Source organism: Variovorax sp. 22077, assembly GCF_052044195.1.
GTDB lineage: Bacteria > Pseudomonadota > Gammaproteobacteria > Burkholderiales > Burkholderiaceae_C > Variovorax > Variovorax atrisoli.
In genome coordinates this window covers 1-19,906 of the sequence record NZ_JBQEQC010000007.1, presented here as the reverse complement: position 1 = coordinate 19,906, position 19,906 = coordinate 1, and the positions used below count along the sequence as shown (strand labels likewise).

Below are 19,906 nucleotides of genomic sequence, written 5' to 3'. Positions count from 1 at the left end.
CTACGCACGCGGCCAGCGGGCGTTCTACGGCGGGAGGCATCGAGCGATTGATTCCAGGAGATCGACATGAAGAGTCAGGACACCCGCCCCTTGCCGTGGTGACCGGCGCTTCCTCAGGCATCGGCTTCCAGCTCGCGCTGCTGGCGGCGCGCCAGGGCTACGACCTGCTGATCGGCGCCGACGAGCCGCTCATCCAGGCCGAGACGGAGCTGCGCATGCTGGACGCGAGCGTGTTCTCGGTGCGCGCGGACTTCGCCACCCGCGACGGCGTGGACGCGCTTCTTGCCGCCACCGAAGGCCGACCCGTGGCAGCGCTCTTCGCCAACGCGGGACACGGCCTGGGCCACGGCTTCCTGGACCAGAACTTCCACGACGTGCAACACGTCATCAACCCCAACATCACCGGCACGATCTGGCTCGTTCAGTGCGTCGGCCGCCGCATGTGCGAGGCCGGCCGCGGGCACATCCTCATCACTGGCTACATCGCGGGCTTCCAGCCGGGCAGCTTTCAGGCTGCCTGCCAGTCACGCCGGCAACCGCAGGCGTGAGAACGGCCGCGGGGCCGGCTACGATCGGCGACCTCCTTCCCGAAGCCGACCGGATGCCGCCCAGCCTTCGCCCCGTCTCAGCCAACCTTCACCTTCACCCCCGCCCATGCAGGCCGGCATGAGTCTTGGCGTGCTCGCCGGCCTGATGGTCTGCGGCCTGGTGCTGCTGCTGGTGTCCGGCAGCGCCCGCATGCATGCCTGGTACGTGCTGGCCTGCGGCTTCGCGCTCGCTGGCTTCGCACTGCTGGATCGCCTTTCGCCCGATGGGCCGCGGGCTCATTGGGCCGCACTCCTGCTGATGCTCTGGGCCGGATGCCGCCTGGAGTTCTCGCGGCAATTGCTGCGGCTGCCGAAGTTCACGCCGCGCCTGGACCGCGTCGCGCTGGGCTTTCTCGCCGCGCTGGCGCTGGCCGCTCTCTACTGCGCCATCGAGGCCCGCCTGCCCTGGCTGCTGCGCGTGCTGCAGGCGCTGGTTGCGGCTTCCACCGTGACGCTCGTCGCAGGCGCCATCGCAGTGCGCCGCCGCGCGCCGTGGCCTGCGCTGCTCTTCTGCGTGGGCGCGGCGCTGCTGCTGGCGGGCGTCTCGGCGGCGCATCTTCCGGCCTGGGGCGTGGCGCCCTGGACACCGGACCATGCAAGCCTCGCGCAGGCCGCGGTCATCGCAGAGCTCGCGCTGCTCGCGGTGGCCGCCGCCATGCGCATCCGCGAAGAAAGAGCCGTCGAGGCGCACGCTCAATCGCTCCTGGCGGCGCCGGGCATCGACGCGCTCACCGGTGCGGCGAGCGAGGCCGGCTTCGAGCTGCGCGGCGAGGAATGGCTGCGCGAGGACCGCAGCTTCTCGCTGATGCTGATCGGACTGAACGATTTCGACGCGGTGTACGAACGCCATGGCCAGACAGGCGGCGATGCGGTGCTGGCAGCCATCGCCCATCGCCTGCGCGAGCAGCTGCGCGCCGACGACATGGTGGCGCGACTCGGCGCCGACAGCTTCGCGATCCTGCTGGTCGGCGTGCCGCCGCGGCAGAAGCTCGCGGAGATGGCGATCCGCATCGAGACCGCCGGTGCGCGGCCCGTGGCCTATGAAGGCCGGCTGCTCGCGGGCGGCGAACTCAGCATGGGCATCGCCAGCCATCCCGGCGACGGCGACACGCTCGGCAGCCTGCTCGAAGCGGCCGAGCGCGCGCTGGCGCACTGCAAGCGGCAGCGCATGGGACCGGCCTACGCCTTCGCGAGCGAGCTCGGGCGCACCGCCTGAATGATTTCTTCGTAATCCTCGCGCGCCTGCTGGCGCCTTGAACGAAATCTTCCTGCCGGCGAAGGCCCCGCAAGGGTCTGGCCTTCACGCCGGCCCTTTATCCTCGGCGGCGACCCAGCGGAAGGAACGACCCGCAGCGCGATCGCCGACCGCTCTTCATCGATTCACAGGAGGACGTCTTTTTCATGCGCCGTTTTGAACTGATCGAAGGAACCGCCAGCAAATTCTGGGAGATCGAACAGGCAGACACCGAACTCAACATCCGCTGGGGCCGCATCGGCACCGCGGGCCAGAGCCAGACCAAGTCGTTCGCCGACGCCACCAAGGCCGCGGCCGCGCTGACCAAGCTGGTGAACGAGAAGACCGGCAAGGGCTACGGCGAAGTCGGCGTGGACTCCGGTGCGGCGATCGGCAAGACCGAGGCGAAGCCGAAGGCCGAGGCGGCGACACCCAAGACGGAAGCGAGCGCACCGGCATCCGCGGCGACGGCCGAAGCGGTGCCGGCGGCGCAGGAAACCGCAGCACCCACCGAAAGCATCGACGCGCAGGCCGACCGCGCCTTCGAGGCGGTGCGCGCGCAGCTCGAAGCCGACCAGCTCAAGCCCACCGACGCGCTGTCGGCCGCGATGCTCAAGCGCCAGCACGGCGTGAGCGAACAGGCCGCTGCGCTGGCCTTCAAGCGGCTCAAGGACCAGGGCCTGCTCTCCGGCTGGGGCACCACCGCCACGCCGGGCAAGCACGCCCAGAAGATCGCACGCCAGCTCGGCGCCGAGGCTGCGACCGGCGCCGCCGATGCAGCAGTCGTGCTGCCCTCCGCTTCCGATGCGGCCGGCAGCGCCGACACGCCACCGTGGCTGGCCGCCGGCACGCCGATCCGCTTCACGCCCGAGATGCGGCGAGAGGCCTTCGCGTCGCGCCGCTTCCCGCAACCGGTGGAGAACCGCAGCACGACGGCCGCGTGGTACCTCGCGCAGCGCAAGCTCGAAGCTTCGATCGACCTCGACGGCACCGACGCCGCGCTGCGCCCCGCCGCGCAGCGCATGCTCGATCGCGTGGGCGCGCAGGCCGCCGGCACGGCGCCGGGCGCGGATACCGAGGCCGACGCGCTGATGCTCGCGCTGGCGCTCGGCACCTCGGGCTACTACGGCGAGAGCGAGCCGGCCGAGGCCATCGTCGACTACCTGGTCGCGCAGTACGGCCTGGTCGATGCCGTCGGCGTGCTGCTCGACGCGCAGCGCGTGCAGGTCGAGACCGACTACAACCACGGCACCAAGAGCCGCAAGAGCCGCTTCACGAGCAGCGTGACCCGCCCGATGAGCAACGGCTGGCGCGGCCCGCTGGGCCAGGGCGAGCAGGCCGTGCGGCGCCACCTGGCCGCGGCACCGCAGGAGGCGTGGCAGCAGGCCCGCGACCGGATCGAGACGGCCCTGCCGCAGCTGCATGCGAGCCGCCGCCCGATCATCGCGATGCTGCTGCCCGATGCGCCCGAAATCTCCAACGCGCTGGCGCACTCCCTCTCGGCCGAGAAGGACACGCCCGAGACGCTGCACTGGCTGACGCTCACCGCCACCGAGCCCGCAGCGATCGCGCTGGCCGCGAAGACGCGCGTGGGCTACTCCACCGGCTTCTGGGGCCACGACAACATGGTCGCCACGCTGATCCAGGAACGCGGCATCGATGCCGTCGAAGGCCTGGAGCGCGGCGCCGCCAGCGACGAGGCCGGCGACGGGCTCGCGGCCATAGGCACGCCCGAGGCGGTACAGGCGCTCGCGCGCGTGGCCGGCAGCTCCAAGGCGGCGCTCGCGCGCTTCTCGCTCTCGGTCGACCGCTGGCCGCAGGCGGCGCTGGTGGCGCTGTCGCGGCTGGTCGCCGCCGGCGGCAAGGACGCCAATCTCGTCACGCCCAGCCTCACGCGCCTGCTGCGCGCGCACGCGGGCCTGGTCGACGGCCTTCGGCCCTGGCTCGACGCCGGCGCGCAGGCCGTCATCGACCGCCAGCTCGCGCTGCTGGCCGGCCCGGCCGAGGTGGCCGGCGCCGACGAGCTTCCCGGCGTGCTGGCCTCGCCGCCATGGCTGGCGAAGGTGCAGAAGAAGGCGGCCGGCGCGCTGGCGCTGGAGCCGCTGGCGCTCGCGCCCGTCGAGCGCTGGGACGAGGCGGCGCGCGCGAACGCGCTGAGCGCCAACTCGTGGCAGCAGAGCCGCCATGCGAGCGCGCGACAGGACGTGCGCGTGCTGCTCGACGAGCTGGGCTTCGACCGTAGCAAGAAGCAGCTGCACCCCATGAACGAAGCGGCCGTCGCCGCAGTCGCCGCCGGCGATGCCGATGCGCTGATCGCCGCATGGCGCGCGATGGTGGTCGAGCGCAAGAAGGAGCGCTACTACTGGTTCCGCTTCCAGTCGACCTACGCGGCGATGCTGCCGGCCGCCGTGGGCGTGCCTTTCTGGAACGCGATCGCCGGCGAGGCCGAGGACTACGGCATCGGCCACATCCTCGCGACGCACGGCCTGGCGGTGCTGCCGGGGCTGCTGTCGATGGTGCGCGCCAAGCCGGGCGAGAACCTCTCGTTCGCGCTCTACTACGGCACGCCCGAACTCGCGCTGCCCGCCGCGCGCGCCTTCGCCAAGCTCAAGACGCTGCGCGCCACGGGCCGCGAGTGGCTGCTCAAGTTCCCCGAGCACGCCGCCTGCGGGTTGATCGCGCCCGCGCTGGGCAAGGCCGGCGAGGCGCGCGACTGCGCCGGCTCGGCGCTGCGCCTGCTGCAGGCCAACGGCCACGAGGCGCTGCTGCTCGAAGTCGCCGGCCGCTACGGCAGGCCCGAGGTGGTGGAGGCGCTGCGCGCCGTGCTCGACGAGAGCCCGCTCGACCGCTTTCCCACCAAGCGCGCGAAGCTGCCCGAGTTCTGGCAGCCGCGCGGCTGGCGCCGCCCTGTGCTGAAGAACGGCAAGGCGCTGCCCGACGACGCGCTGGAGCACCTGGGCCAGATGCTCACCTTCCCGACCAACGAAGAGGTCTACGGAGGCATCGCCGTGGTCAAGGAAGCCTGCGACGCCGCCTCGCTCGCCGATTTCGCTTGGGACGCCTTCACCGCCTGGCTGGAGGCCAGCGGCCCGAGCAAGGAAGGCTGGGCACTCACCAGCCTGGGCCACCTGGGCAACGACGACACCGCGCGCAAGCTCACGCCCTTCATCCGCGCCTGGCCCGGCGAGGCTTCGCACGCGCGCGCCGTCACCGGCCTCGACGTGCTCGCCAACATCGGCAGCGACGTGGCGCTGATGTTGCTCAACGGCATCGCGCAGAAGGTCAAGTTCAAGGGCCTGCAGGACAAGGCGCGCGAGAAGATCGACGCCATCGCCGAGGCGCGCGGCCTGAGCACCGAGGAGCTCGAGGACCGGCTCGCGCCCGACCTCGGCCTCGACGAGCAGGGCACCATGCGGCTGGACTTCGGCCCTCGCGCCTTCAAGGTGGGCTTCGACGAGACGCTCAAGCCCTACGTGCGCGAGATCGGCGCCGACGGCGTGGCCGGCGCGCGCCTGCCCGACCTGCCGAAGCCCAAGAAGACCGACGACGCCGAGCTGGGCAAGGAAGCCGTCGAGCGCTTCAAGCTGCTCAAGAAGGACGCGCGCACCATCGCCAGCCAGCAGCTGCTGCGCCTCGAAGTCGCGATGTGCACCCGCCGCCGCTGGACGCCCGAGGTGTTCCGCACCTTCCTGGTCGAGCATCCGCTGGTGCGCCACCTGGTGCAGCGCCTGATCTGGGGCGTGTACGAGGTGGCCGGCGGCGGCAGCTACGGCGGCACGCTCAAGGCCTGTTTCCGCGTGGCCGAGGACGGCAGCTGCACCACGGCCGAGGACGACGCTTTCGAGCTGCCCACGGGCGAGAACATCCGCATCGGCGTGCCGCACGCGCTCGAACTGCCGCCCGCCGATGCCGCGGCCTTCGGCCAGGTGTTCGCCGACTACGAGCTGCTGCAGCCCTTCGCGCAGATCGGCCGCGACGTCTACACGCTCACCGAGGAAGAAAAGGGCAGCAACAAGCTCGAACGCTGGAAGAAGGCCAAGGTGCCCACCGGCCGCGTGCTCGGCCTGGTCAACAAGGGCTGGCGCCGCGGCGAGGCGCAGGACGGCGGCGGCATCTGGTACTTCACCAAGCCGCTGGGCACCGACCGCGTGATCGAGCTGTACCTCGACCCGGGCATCATCGTCGGCATGGTCGACGAGTACCCCGAACAGGAACTCGGCGAAGTGCAGGTCGGCAAGCCTTCGGGCTGGGGCAACATGCAGAACGCGGAGACGCTGAACCAGCTCGATCCGATCTCGGCGAGCGAACTCATTCGTGACATGGAGGGCCTTCGCGCCTGAACGACCAGATGGCCACCGCAAGCAAGACATCCAAGGACACCACCCCCGCCGCGCTGCAGCGCCCGCCGGCGGAAATCCTCTACGCCGACCAGCTCGCCCGCCTGCGCGCGAAGGACAAGGACCCGCGCCCGCCGGGCTGGGCGCTGAGCCTGAAGGCCGCGCGCTCGTTCATCCTGGGCGACGCGGCGCTCGACATCGCGCCGAAGATCGTCGCGCCCGTGGCCAGCATCGAGCGCATGCTGGTCACGCTGGCCACCGGGCGCGGGCTGATGCTGGTGGGCGAACCGGGCACCGCGAAGTCGATGCTGTCGGAGCTGCTGGCCACGGCCATCTCGGGCATCTCGACGCTGACCATCCAGGGCGGCGCATCGATCACCGAGGACCAGATCAAGTACGGCTGGAACTACGCGCTGCTCATCAACGAGGGACCGAGCCCGCGCGCAATGGTGCCGGCGCCGCTGTACACGGGCATGCAGCAGGGCCAGGTGGTGCGTTTCGAGGAAATCACCCGCGCGCCGCTCGAAGTGCAGGACTGCCTGCTGGGCATGCTCTCCGATCGCGTGATGGCGGTGCCCGAGCTCTCGGGCGAGCACGGCATGCTCTATGCGCGCGAGGGCTTCAACATCATCGCCACCGCCAACACGCGCGACCGCGGCGTGAACGAGATGAGCGCGGCGCTCAAGCGCCGCTTCGACTTCGAGACGGTGTTCCCCATCCTCGACTTCGACCGCGAGCTGGCGCTGGTACAGGAATCGTCGGCGCGGCTGCTCGCGCAGAGCGGCATCCCGAAGACGGTGCCCGAGCCCGTGCTGGAGCTGCTGGTGTCGACCTTCCGCGACCTGCGCGGCGCGCCCGCGAAGGGCGATGGCGGCGGCAGCAGCAGCGGCGACGGGGCCATGGACCGGCTCACCGCCGTGATGTCGACCGCGGAAGCCGTGAACGTGGCCCACGCGGTGGGCGTGCGCGCGTGGTTCCTCGAACAGCGCGAAGGCTCGCCCGCGGACCTGGTCGATTGCATCGCCGGCACGGTGGTCAAGGACAACGCGGACGACCGCGCGAAGCTGCGGCGCTACTTCGAGCAGAAGGCGGCCAAGCGCAGCGGGACGCACTGGCGCGCCTACTACGAGGCTCGCCACAGACTGCCGTGATATGAGCAAACCCCCAGGCTTCGCGCACTTCGTGTCGCTTCGCCAACCCCCTTGCAGGGGGCAACACCAGCGGCCCGGCAGAGCCGGTTCCGCGGTGTTCCGCGAAGGGCCTTCGCTTCGCTTGGCGCACCATCGGTGACGAGGATGAGCGAATCACCACACATCGTCGGCGTGCGCCACCACAGCCCCGCGTGTGCGCGGCTGGTGGCCGAGCGCATCCGTGCGCTGCGGCCCATGTACGTGCTCATCGAAGGCCCGGCCGACTTCAACGAGCGGCTCGACGAGCTCTACCTGCAGCACAGCCCGCCGGTGGCGATCTACAGCTATCTGTCGAGCGACCGCACGCACCGCGGCTCGTGGTCGCCCTTCGCCGAGCATTCGCCCGAGTGGCAGGCGCTGCAGGTGGCGCGCGAGGTGGGTGCCGCCGTGCGCTTCATCGACCTGCCGGCCTGGCACGACGCCTTCTCGCGCATGGAGAACCGCTATGCCGACGTGGCCGACCATGAGCACGAGGAACGGGCCGAGGCCTACGAGCGCGCGCTGACCGAGAAGCTCTCGGTGCAGGGCCGCGATGCGCTGTGGGACCACCTGTTCGAGGACGGCTGCGACGTGGCCGAGCTCGCGCAGCGCCTGTCCACCTACTTCGATCACCTGCGCGGCCAGGACCCCGGCTCGCTGGGCAACCAGGCGCGCGAAGCCATGATGGCGCGCTGGATCGCCTGGGCGATGGCGCAGCCGGGCGAACCCGGCCGTGCGCAGGCGCTGGTGGTGTGCGGCGGCTATCACGCGCCGGCGCTCGCGCGGCTGTGGCAGAGCCTGCCCGCCACGCTGCCCGAGACGCCGCAGCCCTCGCCCGAGACCACCGACGAGGACGAGGACGAGTCGCAGCCAGCCCAGCCGCCGGGCCCACAGGCCCCTCTGCGCTTCGGCTCCTACCTCGTGCCCTACACCTTCAAGCGCCTGGACGCCTTCGCGGGCTATGCCTCGGGCATGCCGTCGCCCGCCTACTACCAGTGGGTGTGGGACCACGGCCCCGAGGGCGCCGCGCACCGCGCGCTGCAGCTGGTGATGCAGCGCCTGCGCGACAAGAAGCTGCCCGCCTCCACCGCCGACCTCATGGCCGTGCACCTGCGCGCCCAGGGGCTCGCGCGGCTGCGCGGACACGACAAGCCGCTGCGCTCCGACTGGCTCGACGCGCTGGCCGGCGCGCTGGTGAAGGACGCGCTCGATGCGCCGCTGCCCTGGACCTATCGCGGCAGGATCCGTCCCGGCACCGATCCCGTGCTGGTCCAGGCCATGGACGTGCTGGCCGGGGACACCGTCGGCCGCCTCGCGCCCGGCACGCCGCAGCCGCCGCTGGTGGCCGCCGTGCAGGCCGAGCTGGGCGCACACGGCATCGCGCTGCGAGGCCAGCTCAAGCTCGACCTGCTCGCCGAAACCGACCGCGCGAGGAGCCGCTTGCTGCATCGCCTCGCCATCCTGCGGCTGCCCGGCGTGCGGCGCACGCAGGGGCCGAAGCTCGCGATGTCGGGCGAACGCACCGAGCTGTGGTCGCTTTCCGAGCCGCTGGAACAGCAGGCCGCGCTGATCGAGGCAGGTGCCTGGGGCGCGAGCCTGCACGACGCGGCACGCGCCCGGCTCGAAGACGACCTGCGCCAGGCCCGGGGCCGCATCGGCCCGCTGGCTGACGGCCTCAACCAGGCCGCCTGGGCGGGGCTTTCCGCGCTGAGCGACACGCTGCTGCGCGAGCTGCGCGGTGCGATCGCCGCCGAGCCGCGCTTCGAGGCGCTGGGCCCTGCCCTTTCGGTGCTGCACACGCTGCTGCGCCACGGCCAGATGCTGGGCATGGCCGACGCGCCGGTGCTGCGCGTGGTGATCGAGTCGGGCTTCGACCGCGCGCTGTGGCTGCTGGAGCCGCCCGCGGCCATCGCGCCGGCCGACATGCAGTCGCACCTCGAAGGGCATCTGGCACTGCGCCGCATCGTGGCCGACGCGCTGGCGCATGCGCAGGATCATTCCAACGCGCAGCCGCTCCTCGACCTGGAGTCGGCGCGCGCGCTCGCCGTGTGGCAGCGCAAGGCCGCCGACCCCGCCGCGGCGCCCGTGAGCCGCGGTGCGGCGCTGGGCGCCACGCTGAGCCTGGCCGGCCGTACCGACGATCCGCATGCGCAGGGCGAGAGCGGCGCGGCCGAGGCCATGCAGCTGCTGCAGTCGCTGCCCCCGCCGGTGCTCGGCGATGCGCTCACCGGGCTTCTGGCGCTCGCGCGCGAGCAGCTCGCTTCGGAGCCCGCCTTCGTCGCCGGCATGGACCGCACCGTGCAGGCCCTGGACAACGCCGATTTCGTGCGCGCCATGCCCAGCCTGCGCGCCGCCTTCGCCTGGCTGCCGCCGCAGGAGCGCGGCCTGCTCGCCGACCAGGTGCTCACGCTGCACGACGCCACGCACCTCTCGCGCCGCACCCTCACCGCCCACCGCAGCGGCGAAGCCCCGCCCGAACAGCTGGCCGAAGCCCGCCGCGTGGAGGACGCGGTGTTCGCGCGCCTGGCCGCCTGGGGCGTGACGCTGGAAGAAGAAGAAAAAGACATCGAGAAAGCCCCTCGCCCATGAGCCTCGAGATTCCCGATCCGCTGCAACGCTGGCGCCTGCTGCTGGGCGATCCCGCCGAATCGGCCTGCGGCGGACTGAGCGCCGAGGCGCAGGCCGCCGACGCCGCGCTCGACTGGCTCTACGGCCGCGACACCGACCGCGAAAGCCGCGGCGAACGCAGCGCGGGCCTGGGCCCCTCGGCTCTGAGCACGCCGGACTGGATCAACACCATCCACACGCTATTCCCGAAGGAAGTGATCGAGCGGCTGGAGCAGGACGCGGTCGAGCGCTACGGCATCGACGAGGTCGTGACCAACCTCGAAGTGCTGGAGCGCATCGAGCCTTCCGAATCGCTGCTGCGCGCGGTACTCCACACCAAGCACCTGATGAACCCCGAGGTGCTGGCCGCCGCGCGCAAGCTGGTGGCCGAGGTGGTGCGCCGCATCATGGAGAAGCTCGCCACCGAAGTGCGCCAGGCCTTCAGCGGCAGCCGCGACCGGCGCCGCCGCTCGCGCATGAAGGTGGCGCGCAACTTCGACTTTCGGCAGACGCTGGCCGCCAACCTGCACCGCTACGACCCGCAGCGCCGCAAGCTCTACGTGGAGCACCCGGTCTTCATCAGCCGCACGAAGCGGCATGCCGAGCCGTGGGACATCGTCCTGCTGATCGACCAGAGCGGCTCGATGGTCGATTCGGTGATCCACAGCGCGGTGATGGCAGCCTGCCTGTGGCAGCTGCCCGGCATGCGCACGCGCCTCGTGGCCTTCGACACGGCAGTGGTCGACCTGACGGCCGACGTCTCCGACCCCGTGGAGCTGCTGATGAAAGTGCAGCTCGGCGGCGGCACCGACATCGCGAAGGCGGTGGCGTATGCGCAGTCGCTGGTCGCCAACCCGGCGAAAAGCATCGTGGTGCTGGTGAGCGACTTCTACGAGGGCGGCAGCGAATACGAGCTGGTGCGGCGCGTGAAGGCGCTGGTCGAATCCGGCGCCAAGGTGCTCGGGCTGGCCGCGCTCGACTCGAACGCCGAGCCCAACTACGACCGCGAGATGGCCGCGCGCCTGGTGCGCGAAGGCGCGCAGATCGGCGCGATGACGCCGGGCCAGCTCGCAGGCTGGCTGGCAGAGAAGGTGCAGGGATGAGCGGCGACAACATCGCATCGCCGTCGAGGGCCGACCTGCTGGAGCTCACGCCGGAGGCGCTCACCGCGCTGGCCAACGCCGGCTTCGTCAAGCGCGCGCAGAAGGACGTGGCGGCCGGCCTTCTGCCCAAGCTCGAGACCGGCGCCGACGGCACGGTGCAGGCACAGTTCGACGATGGCGTGCGCACCAGCCTGCCGCCGGGGCGCACGCTGCGCGATGCGCAGTGCAGCTGCCCCGCCAGCGGCATGTGCAGGCATCGGGTGATGCTGGTGCTGGCCTATCAGGCGCTGGCGAAGGCGAATGCAACGCCGGCGGAAGTCGGCGCATCGATCGCCTCCGCCGAAGCCTCGCCTCCCGAGCCAGAGACCGCGTGGAGCCCCGCGCAGTTCGACGATGCCGCCATGGCCGCGAGCTTCGCCCCATCCGTGCTCGATCAGGCCGCGAAGCTCGCCGCCGCGCGGCCCGTGGTCGGCGTGCAGGCCTGGCGCAGCGCAAGCGCGCCACCCGTCGCGCGCCTGCCGATGTGCAGCGTGCGTTTCTTCTCGCGCAGCTCGCTGGTCCATGCGCGCTGCGACTGCAAGCAGGGCGGCGGCTGCGCGCATGTGGTGATCGCGCTGTGGGCGTTCCGCCAGGCCGGCGCGCTGGAGCCGGGCGCGGCGGAAGTGATGGTCGAGGTGCAGCCGGCCGCGTCGTCCGAAGAAGACGCGGCCGCTTCGCCGGCGCCCTCCGTGATGCAGGGCGAGGCTGCCGCCGCGCTGCGCTCGGGCATCGACGCCCTGCTGCTGTCGCTGTGGCTCGACGGATCGAGCCAGCCGGCGATGGCGCTGGCCGCGCGCTTCGAGGCCGTGCGCGAACAGGCCCGCACGTTGGGCTGGAGCTGGGTCGACGACGCGCTCGACGAACTCTGGCAGCTCCTGCAGGCGCAACAGGCGCGCAGCAGCCGCTTCGACCCGCTGCGCCTGCTGCGCGTGACGACCGAGCTGTGGGCGCGGCTGCGCGCGGCGGCGCATGCCGCGCGGCCGCCCGAAGGCACCAGCCGGCCCACCCTGCCGGCCAGCCAGATCCTCGGCATCGGCGTGAAGGGTGAAGTCGCGCTCGACCATCTGCGGCTGGTCTCGCTCGGCGCCGAACTCTGGTCCGACGAGACGGCGGAGGGCGCGAGCATCCTCTTTGCCGACCCCGACACCCAGAACGTGACCGTGCTGGAGCGCCAGTGGTCGCGCGCCGCCGATGCCGCCGCAGGCGGTGCCGCGCCCAGCCTCATGAACCGTCGCGTCGCGGGTTTTCCGCTGCGCCAGCTGGCGAGCGGCCAGGTCATCACCAAGACCGCGACCCGGCGCGCCAACGGGCTGGTCGACATCACGGCCGGCGCGCGGCAAACGGGCGTGCTGCCGCTCTCACCCAAGTCGTGGGACGACCTCGTCGCGCCGCTGAGACAAGGCAGCGTGGCCGCACTGGTGGCGCACCTGCGCGAGGCGCAGCCGGACTTCGTCAAGCCCAGGCAGGCCGCGAGCGGCGCTTCCGCCGGCGCCTCGGGCCAGCTGCACGTGGTGGCCTTCGAGCGCATGGAGGTGGCGTCGTGCCATTGGGACGCAGCGGCACAGGTGCTCCATGCGCGGCTGGGGCAGGCGCCGGCAACGGACGAGCAAGACGACACGAGCCCGCACGAGAACGATGCGCCATCGCTGCTGCACCTGGCGCTGCCCCATCGCGCAGTCACCCCCGGCGCCGTCGACGCACTGGCCCGCACCCTGGCCGGCGAGCACGGCGCACTACGCGCAGTGGCGGGCACGGTGCATCTGCAGGGCGATCAGGCCATCATGCAGCCGCTGACCCTGCTCACCGAACAGCGCGCCGTGGTGCTCCAGGTCGAGACCGCCGCGCCGCAGCCGCTGGGCGTGCAAAGCGACATCGAGGAGGTGCCCGCGCTCAACGCACTGGCCGGCGACACCCTGGAACTGCTGGCCCTGTGGCTGCGCCAGGGCCTGCGCCACCAGAGCGGCGGCGCGCTGTCGCGGGCGCAAGCCCAGGCGCAGCGGCTGAAGCAGGCCGGCCTGGGGCGCAGCGCAGCGCTGCTGGGGACGGTGCTGGAGAACATGCGCTCGGCCCAAAGGCCGGCGCTGGTGGCGCAGCTGGCGATGCTGGGGTTGGCGATGCAGGGGGTGGCGCAGTCGGCCTCCGCATGAGCCAGGAAAAGAAGAAAACCCCTGAGCCCATTCAGGACTCAGGGGTTTCTTGCTTGGTGCCGCTTGTCGGAATCGAACTGACGACCTTCCGCTTACAAGGCGGGTGCTCTACCAATTGAGCTAAAGCGGCTGAATTCCAGTGCGTGATTCTAGTGGCGCCGCCGACCGGTCCGGCCGGGCACCGATCGCCACGCGCGCCTGCCTGTTGCTTACTTGATCCGCTTGAGCGACGGCCGGGTGCCACCACCGGATGGTGGCCGCGGCGGCTCGTCCGGGGAATCGGCATCGACCGTCTCGCTGCCGTCCTCGCCCGTCACCAGGTGGACGATCTTGCCGGCATCGCCTTCGGAGGCGCCACTGCCGCCGCGGGAAGCATCACGCAGCGGCGAGCGTGCGGGTGCCTGGGCGGGAGCCGGCGCATCGGCATGGCCCTCTTGGGGAGCAGCCGGAGCCGGCGCGGGAAACGCCATGCCCTGCCCGTTCTCGCGCGCATAGATCGCGATCACGCGCCCCACCGGTACGCTGATTTCACGCGCCGTGCCCGCGAAGCGGGCCTTGAACTCGATGAAGTCGTTGCCGAGCTTGAGCGAGCTGGTCGCGTCGAAGCTGATGTTGAGCACGATCTCGCCGTTCTTCACGTACTCGCGCGGAACCTGGACGGTCTCGTCGACCTGCACCGCGACGTAGGGCGTGAAGCCGTTGTCGGTGCACCATTCGTACAGCGCCCGGATGAGGTATGGGCGGGTGGATGACGACTCGAGCGCGTTGATCATGAAATTGGTACCAAACAATCGCGAAATCGCGGCCTCGAATCGGCCACCGTCTCTTCGCGGAACACCGCGGAACCGGCTTTGCCGGACCGCTGGTGCTGCCCCCTGAAGGGGGTTGGCGAAGCGACACGAAGTGCGCGAAGCCTGGGGCGATCTTAATTACTTTCGCATGACCTTTTCGGACGGGGTCAGTGCTTCGATGTAGGCCGGGCGCGAGAAGATGCGTTCGGCGTACTTCAGCAGCGGCGCAGCGTTCTTGCTGAGGTCGATGCCGTAGTAGTCGAGGCGCCACAGCAGCGGCGCGATGGCCACGTCGAGCATCGAGAAGTTGTCGCCCAGCATGTACTTGTTCTTGAGGAAGACGGGCGCCAGCTGCGTGAGGCGGTCGCGGATGTGCGAGCGGGCCTTTTCGAGCGCCTTCTCGTTGCCCTTGGTGGTGCGGTTCTCGAGGGTCGAGACGTGCACGAAGAGTTCCTTCTCGAAGTTGAGCAGGAACAGGCGCACGCGGGCGCGGTCGACCGGGTCGCCGGGCATCAACTGCGGGTGCGGGAAGCGCTCGTCGATGTACTCGTTGATGATGTTCGACTCGTACAGGATCAGGTCGCGCTCGACCAGGATCGGCACCTGGCCGTACGGGTTCATCACGCTGATGTCTTCGGGCTTGTTGTAGAGATCGACGTCGCGGATCTCGAAGTCCATGCCCTTTTCGAACAACACGAAGCGGCAGCGGTGGGAAAAGGGGCAGGTCGTTCCTGAATACAAGACCATCATGGCGAGAGACTCCTAAAAATCAAAAAGAGTGGGTCGCGTTGGCAACCCACTCTGTGGGACCGGACACCCGAAGGTATCCGGTCGGCGTGCACGGAACTACTTGACGTCTTTCCAGTACGAGGCGTTCAGCCGCCACACGAACACCACCGACATGGCCAGGAACAGCAGCACCCACACGCCGATGCGCACGCGGGTGTTCTGAGCCGGCTCGGCCATCCATTGCAGGTAACTCACAAGGTCGCCGACCGCATTGTCGAACTGCACGGGCGTCATGGTGCCGGGAGTGACTTGCTCCCAGCCCTTGAACACCTCGGTTTCGTGGCCGTGCTGTTCGACCTTGGTGTAGACCGGGCGGCGCTCGCCCTGCAGTTCCCACAGGGGGTTCGGCATGGCGACGCTCGGGAACAGCAGGTTGTTCCAGCCGGTGGCCTTGGTTTCGTCGCGGTAGTAGGTGCGAAGGTAGGTGTAGAGATAGTCGGCGCCGGTGCCGCCGTGGCCGGCACGCGAGCGCGCGACCAGCGTGAGGTCGGGCGGCGTGGTGCCGAACCAGTCCTTGGCCTGGCGCGCGTCGATGTTGGCCTTCATGGTCTCACCGACCTTGTCGGTGGTGAACAGAAGGTTGTCCTTGATCTGCTGCTCGGTGATGCCGATGTCCTGCAGGCGGTTGTAGCGCATGAAGGCGGCCGAGTGGCAGTTCAGGCAGTAGTTGACGAACAGCTTGGCGCCGTTCTGCAGCGCGCTCACGTCGTTCGTCTTGTTGGGTGCCTTGTCCCACGCGATGCCGCCGGACTCGGCCGACGCCGCTGCGGAGAAGGTCAGGCCCAGCGCGAGACCCAGTACAGCGAGCCAGCCGGAAATGCTTTTCTTCATCGTGTTTCTCTCAGCTCTCTTGGCTTCTGGTTCTCATCAATGGGCGGCGAAGACCACGCGCTCGGGCACGGTCTTGAATTCGCCCTTGCGGCTCCACCACGGCATCAGCAGGAAGAAGCCGAGGTACACGAGCGTGCCGATCTGCGAGATGGTCTGCGCGATGTCCAGCTTGAACGAGCCGATGCCCAGCTCGCCCCACACGCCGGGAGGCTGGATGCCCAGGTAGCCGAGGATCAGGAAGAAGAACACGAAGAGGCCGTACACGTACTTGTGCCAGCCCGGACGGTAGCGGATCGACTTGACTTCGCTGTGGTCGAGCCAGGGCAGGAAGAACAGGATGATGACCGAGCCGCCCATGACGACCACGCCCCAGAACTTGGCGTCGAAGGTCTTGAGCAGGAAGATCACCACGGCGGCCGCGACGATGATCGCGATCTTCAGGCCCGTGCCCGACTTGCCCTTGACGAAGTTCCAGATCGCGGCCACGGCGATGATCAGCGAGAACACGTTGACCATGTCGTCGGTGGTCGCGCGCAGCATCGAATAGAACGGCGTGAAGTACCACACCGGGGCGATGTGGTTCGGCGTCTTCAGCGAGTCGGCCGGGATGAAGTTGTTGTATTCGAGGAAGTAGCCGCCTGCCTCGGGGGCGAAGAAGATCACCGCCGAGAAGATCGTGAGGAACACCACCACGCCGAAGATGTCGTGCACGGTGTAGTACGGATGCGACGGAATGCCGTCCAGCGGATGGCCGTCGGGTCCGCGCTTGGCCTTGATCTCGATGCCGTCGGGGTTGTTCGAACCCACTTCGTGCAGCGCGATCAGGTGGGCGACCACCAGGCCGAGCAGCACCAGCGGCACGGCGATCACGTGGAAGCTGAAGAAGCGGTTCAGCGTGGCGTCGCTCACCACGTAGTCGCCGCGGATCAGCAGGGCCAGGTCGGGACCGACGAACGGGATGGCGGCGAACAGGTTCACGATCACCTGGGCGCCCCAGTAGGACATCTGGCCCCAGGGCAGCAGGTAGCCCATGAAGGCCTCGGCCATCAGGCACAGGAAGATCGCGCAGCCGAACACCCAGATCAGCTCGCGCGGCTTGCGGTAGCTGCCGTACATCAGGCCGCGGAACATGTGCAGGTACACCACGATGAAGAACGCCGATGCGCCCGTCGAGTGGATGTATCGGATCAGCCAGCCCCACGGCACGTCGCGCATGATGTACTCGACCGATGCGAACGCCTGGTTCGCGTCGGGCTTGTAGTGCATGACCAGGAAGATGCCGGTGACGATCTGGATCACCAGGACCAGCATCGCCAGCGAGCCGAAGATGTACCAGAAGTTGAAGTTCTTCGGCGCGTAGTACTTGCCCCACTGGTCGTTCCACAGCTTGCTCAGCGGGAAGCGGTTGTCGACCCAGTTCAGCAGCTTGGCGCCGGCGGGTGCGTTGGGGGAGATCTCGTGGAATTCAGCCATGTTCTTCTTCCGCCTCAGGCCTTCTTGGAGTCTTCACCGATCAGGAGCTTGGTGTCCGACAGGTACATGTGCGGCGGCACCGGCAGGTTGTCGGGCGCAGGCTTGTTCTTGAAGACCCGGCCGGCCAGGTCGAAAGTCGAACCGTGGCAAGGGCAGAGGAAGCCGCCTTCCCAGTCGTTCGGCAGCGAAGGCTGCGGACCGGCCTGGAAACGGTCGGTCGGCGAGCAGCCCAGGTGGGTGCAGATGCCGACCACGACGAGCACGTCGGGCTTGATGGAGCGGTGCTCGTTCTGTGCGTACTTGGGGGTGAATTCGTCGGGGTGGCGCTTGGAGAGAGGGTCGGCCAGCTGGCCGTCGAGCTTGGGGAGTTCCGCGATCTGCTCGGGAGAGCGCTTGAGGATCCAGACCGGCTTGCCCCGCCATTCGACCGTGATCTTCTCGCCGACCTTCAGGCCCGAGATATCGACCTCGACCGCAGCACCCGCAGCCTTGGCCTTCTCGGAAGGCTGGAAAGTGCTCACAAAGGGGATGGCGGTGGCCACGCCGCCCGCCACGCCAGCGCAGCTGGATGCAATCAACCACGTGCGCTTGCTGGTGTCGATCCGGTGCGTGCCGGAGGTCATGTCACTCATGGGGGATCCTCTTGTCTTCTTCGCTGGAGCAGGAGTCAACCCGCGATTGTAGCGGGGCGCTGTAAGGATATTCAATGGCCGCCAGGCGCGTGGCGGACGGCCGCAGGCGGGGCGCGCCGCTTCCGCGGGCGTCCGCCAGGGGCTGCAGGGCGACGAAGACTGTCGCCGCGGGGACTTCAGTTCAGGAGCCCGTGCTGCATCGCCTCGTGGACCGCCTGGGTCCGCGACTTGACAGAGAGCTTGCGATAGATGCTCTTCGCGTGGAACTCGATGGTGTTGACCGACAGGTACACGGCTTCAGCGATCTGCCTGTTGCTCCAGCCCTGCGCGATGAGGCGCAGCACCTTGAGTTCGCGCGGCGACAGCAGCCCTTGCGGCAGCCGCGAGTCCGCGCCGTCTTTCTGCTGCAGGTCCTGCGGCCGGTCATGCCGCTGCGGGGCCGGCTTCTGCACGCGGATGGGGTCGATGGTGCGGGCCTTGGCCGAGGCCGCGATCGAACCGAGGATGCGCCGCGCGATGCGCGAATCCATCGGCGAGCCGCCACGCTCGATGGAGCGCAGAAGATAGGCGAGTTCCGCGTCGTCGGTCTCGGTAAGTAGATACCCGATGGCGCCCGCGGCGATCGCGGCATTCACGAGCTGCTGGTCGTCGGTGGCCGACATGCCGATGCACTCGATGCGCGGATAGGTCTGGCGCACGTGATAAAGAACCGCGGCGCCATCGTTGCCCTGCAGCCGCATGTCGACCAGAACCAGGTCGTAAGGCAACGCTGCAAGCAGATTGAACGCCTCGGCCCTTCCCGATGCGACCACCACGCGGCGATGCGGCGCGAGCTCGCAGAGGATGCGCCGCATGCGGTCTGCGCAGGCGGCGTCGTCCGCAACGATCAGCGCGGCATGGAAGACGCCGCCATACAACTGCGCTGCCGTAGGCACCTGCGCCGAAGAGACCGAAGAGGTGTAGTGGATGTTCATTTCCATGTCAGCTCTCCTGCGTTGTCTCCTGCCTTGCCGCGACGGACCTGTTCCGTGCCGCATGCGCTGATGCCGTTGCCGATGTCCAAGAAAAAATTGATCACGCGACGTCCTCTGGCTCTGTCGCCACCCTTGGGTAGCTTCGAAATGTTGTCTTTCGTTTCAGATACCGCAGGAACGATGCCCACTCGGACGAGCGTCGGCGCACATCACGCAAGGACGCGTGTAGTACTTTGATTTCGTTGAAGAAATTGCCCGAAACGAGCTGAAAAACGAGCGCTCGCGAAGGCCTTCCGAAGGTCGTTTTCAGGCCGTTGTTACGTGCGAGTTACCGCGCGTGTTACGTAGCACCGCGACACACGAAACGCGTCCGAGAACGCATCTCAAAACGTCAATACGCGATTCATGCGATGCCCGCAAAGCCGCATGTGCATTGGCTTCGCGGCATATGTATGCATTCGTCGATGCCGCATCGGCGGACATGCATACAACCATAACTACGGATACCGGTGATGTTCAGCAAAGACCTCGATTCCTAGCATCGGTTGCATTGGGTAACTCGATGAAACCCAACCCTGCTTCCGCACGACGAGGGCGTGTGGAAGACCAGAAATGGCAACTGATTTCTTCAAGGAAGAAAGTCCAAATGACTACATCCCAGCGTCCCAGTGTTCGCTCTTTCATTGTTCGCCGTCCGGGCGCAAGCAAGCTTCTCGCTTCAGTGCTTCTGAGCGCTGGTTATGTGATGACGCTGCCCGTCGCACATGCCCAGGTCACGATCGGCGGGAATCAAGTCAATTCAGGCAACGTCTTCGGGGACACGAACCTCGGCAACAACGGCGGCGTATTGAACGCAGTCGGCGGCGTGACGACGACTACGCTGTCCGCCGGGAGCGTGAGCACCACTAACGTCACGGCCAGCAACGGCACCATCCGCACGCTGAGCGCGACCAACATCACCTCCACCAGCCTCACCGCAGCATCGGCCACGGCCACCAATCTCACGTCCACCAGCATCAGCACGGCGACGCTCACCGCAGGCACCGTGTCTGCGGGCAGCATCACCGCCGGTACGGTGTCCTCGGCCAACGTCACTGCGACAAACCTGTCCGCCACCAGCGGCACGGTCACCAACCTAACCTCTTCCAGCATCAGCACGGGCACGATCACCGCAGGCACCGTGTCTGCTGGCA

13 protein-coding genes, 1 tRNA gene and 1 pseudogene are annotated in these 19,906 nt (G+C 68.9%); 8 read left to right on the top strand and 7 right to left on the bottom strand.

What is annotated here, in order from left to right; translation table 11 throughout:
• Positions 1-98: 98 nt before the first annotated feature.
• The 7 genes from ACTJLF_RS11855 (at position 99) to ACTJLF_RS11825 (ending at position 13,223) form a co-directional block, all read left to right on the top strand.
• Positions 99-548, top strand: a complete 450-nt coding sequence (locus tag ACTJLF_RS11855; protein ID WP_354406479.1) for an SDR family NAD(P)-dependent oxidoreductase — start codon at positions 99-101, stop codon at positions 546-548.
• A gap of 118 nt (positions 549-666) precedes the next feature.
• The gene (locus tag ACTJLF_RS11850) at positions 667-1,803 is read left to right on the top strand and encodes a diguanylate cyclase domain-containing protein (RefSeq protein ID WP_440883135.1); all 1,137 of its coding nucleotides are present in this window, start codon (positions 667-669) and stop codon (positions 1,801-1,803) included.
• Between the two features lie 185 nt (positions 1,804-1,988).
• Positions 1,989-6,161, top strand: a complete 4,173-nt coding sequence (locus ACTJLF_RS11845) for a WGR and DUF4132 domain-containing protein (protein ID WP_440883134.1) — start codon at positions 1,989-1,991, stop codon at positions 6,159-6,161.
• 8 nt (positions 6,162-6,169) lie between these two features.
• The gene (locus tag ACTJLF_RS11840; RefSeq protein ID WP_132752364.1) at positions 6,170-7,309 is read left to right on the top strand and encodes an AAA family ATPase; all 1,140 of its coding nucleotides are present in this window, start codon (positions 6,170-6,172) and stop codon (positions 7,307-7,309) included.
• Positions 7,310-7,453: 144 nt separating this feature from the next.
• On the top strand, positions 7,454-9,916 hold the full coding sequence (locus ACTJLF_RS11835) for a DUF5682 family protein (RefSeq protein ID WP_440883133.1): 2,463 nt from the start codon (positions 7,454-7,456) through the stop codon (positions 9,914-9,916).
• Positions 9,913-11,037, top strand: a complete 1,125-nt coding sequence (locus ACTJLF_RS11830; RefSeq protein WP_132796909.1) for a VWA domain-containing protein — start codon at positions 9,913-9,915, stop codon at positions 11,035-11,037. The genes ACTJLF_RS11835 and ACTJLF_RS11830 overlap by 4 nt, the downstream gene beginning before the upstream one ends.
• Positions 11,034-13,223, top strand: coding sequence for an SWIM zinc finger family protein (locus ACTJLF_RS11825; protein ID WP_440883132.1), 2,190 nt, complete (start codon positions 11,034-11,036; stop codon positions 13,221-13,223). The genes ACTJLF_RS11830 and ACTJLF_RS11825 overlap by 4 nt, the downstream gene beginning before the upstream one ends.
• Positions 13,224-13,277: 54 nt before the next feature.
• Here the strand turns inward: ACTJLF_RS11825 and ACTJLF_RS11820 are convergent.
• From ACTJLF_RS11820 to ACTJLF_RS11790, 7 genes are all read right to left on the bottom strand, one after another.
• Positions 13,278-13,353, bottom strand: a tRNA-Thr gene (locus ACTJLF_RS11820).
• Positions 13,354-13,432: 79 nt separating this feature from the next.
• Positions 13,433-13,996, bottom strand: a complete 564-nt coding sequence (locus ACTJLF_RS11815) for a ClpXP protease specificity-enhancing factor (protein ID WP_354426420.1) — start codon at positions 13,994-13,996, stop codon at positions 13,433-13,435.
• Positions 13,997-14,152: 156 nt separating this feature from the next.
• Entirely contained in the window at positions 14,153-14,764 is a 612-nt protein-coding gene (locus ACTJLF_RS11810) for a glutathione S-transferase N-terminal domain-containing protein (RefSeq protein WP_007835362.1), read from the bottom strand.
• A 96-nt stretch (positions 14,765-14,860) separates the two neighbouring features.
• Positions 14,861-15,634 (bottom strand): cytochrome c1, encoded by a 774-nt coding sequence (locus ACTJLF_RS11805; protein WP_019654379.1) that lies wholly within the window; start codon positions 15,632-15,634, stop codon positions 14,861-14,863.
• A gap of 36 nt (positions 15,635-15,670) precedes the next feature.
• Entirely contained in the window at positions 15,671-17,107 is a 1,437-nt protein-coding gene (locus tag ACTJLF_RS11800; protein ID WP_019654380.1) for a cytochrome b, read from the bottom strand.
• A 14-nt stretch (positions 17,108-17,121) separates the two neighbouring features.
• Positions 17,122-17,739 (bottom strand): ubiquinol-cytochrome c reductase iron-sulfur subunit, encoded by a 618-nt coding sequence (gene petA / locus ACTJLF_RS11795; protein ID WP_019654381.1) that lies wholly within the window; start codon positions 17,737-17,739, stop codon positions 17,122-17,124.
• A 176-nt stretch (positions 17,740-17,915) separates the two neighbouring features.
• Positions 17,916-18,719, bottom strand: a complete 804-nt coding sequence (locus tag ACTJLF_RS11790) for a LuxR C-terminal-related transcriptional regulator (protein WP_440883131.1) — start codon at positions 18,717-18,719, stop codon at positions 17,916-17,918.
• Positions 18,720-19,458: 739 nt separating this feature from the next.
• Between ACTJLF_RS11790 and ACTJLF_RS11785 the strand changes: the two are divergent.
• Positions 19,459-19,906: pseudogene (locus tag ACTJLF_RS11785) on the top strand (hypothetical protein); the annotation flags it as partial.

What these genes read in the sequence shown, in the direction of transcription:
- ACTJLF_RS11800 (WP_019654380.1), bottom strand. Translation starts at nt 17,107, where the DNA reads ATGGCTGAATTCCACGAGATCTCCCCCAACGCACCCGCCGGCGCCAAG.
- petA (WP_019654381.1), bottom strand. Translation starts at nt 17,739, where the DNA reads ATGAGTGACATGACCTCCGGCACGCACCGGATCGACACCAGCAAGCGC.
- ACTJLF_RS11830 (WP_132796909.1), top strand. Translation starts at nt 9,913, where the DNA reads ATGAGCCTCGAGATTCCCGATCCGCTGCAACGCTGGCGCCTGCTGCTG.
- ACTJLF_RS11840 (WP_132752364.1), top strand. Translation starts at nt 6,170, where the DNA reads ATGGCCACCGCAAGCAAGACATCCAAGGACACCACCCCCGCCGCGCTG.
- ACTJLF_RS11810 (WP_007835362.1), bottom strand. Translation starts at nt 14,764, where the DNA reads ATGATGGTCTTGTATTCAGGAACGACCTGCCCCTTTTCCCACCGCTGC.
- ACTJLF_RS11790 (WP_440883131.1), bottom strand. Translation starts at nt 18,719, where the DNA reads ATGGAAATGAACATCCACTACACCTCTTCGGTCTCTTCGGCGCAGGTG.
- ACTJLF_RS11835 (WP_440883133.1), top strand. Translation starts at nt 7,454, where the DNA reads ATGAGCGAATCACCACACATCGTCGGCGTGCGCCACCACAGCCCCGCG.
- ACTJLF_RS11815 (WP_354426420.1), bottom strand. Translation starts at nt 13,996, where the DNA reads ATGATCAACGCGCTCGAGTCGTCATCCACCCGCCCATACCTCATCCGG.
- ACTJLF_RS11850 (WP_440883135.1), top strand. Translation starts at nt 667, where the DNA reads ATGAGTCTTGGCGTGCTCGCCGGCCTGATGGTCTGCGGCCTGGTGCTG.
- ACTJLF_RS11845 (WP_440883134.1), top strand. Translation starts at nt 1,989, where the DNA reads ATGCGCCGTTTTGAACTGATCGAAGGAACCGCCAGCAAATTCTGGGAG.
- ACTJLF_RS11825 (WP_440883132.1), top strand. Translation starts at nt 11,034, where the DNA reads ATGAGCGGCGACAACATCGCATCGCCGTCGAGGGCCGACCTGCTGGAG.
- ACTJLF_RS11805 (WP_019654379.1), bottom strand. Translation starts at nt 15,634, where the DNA reads ATGAAGAAAAGCATTTCCGGCTGGCTCGCTGTACTGGGTCTCGCGCTG.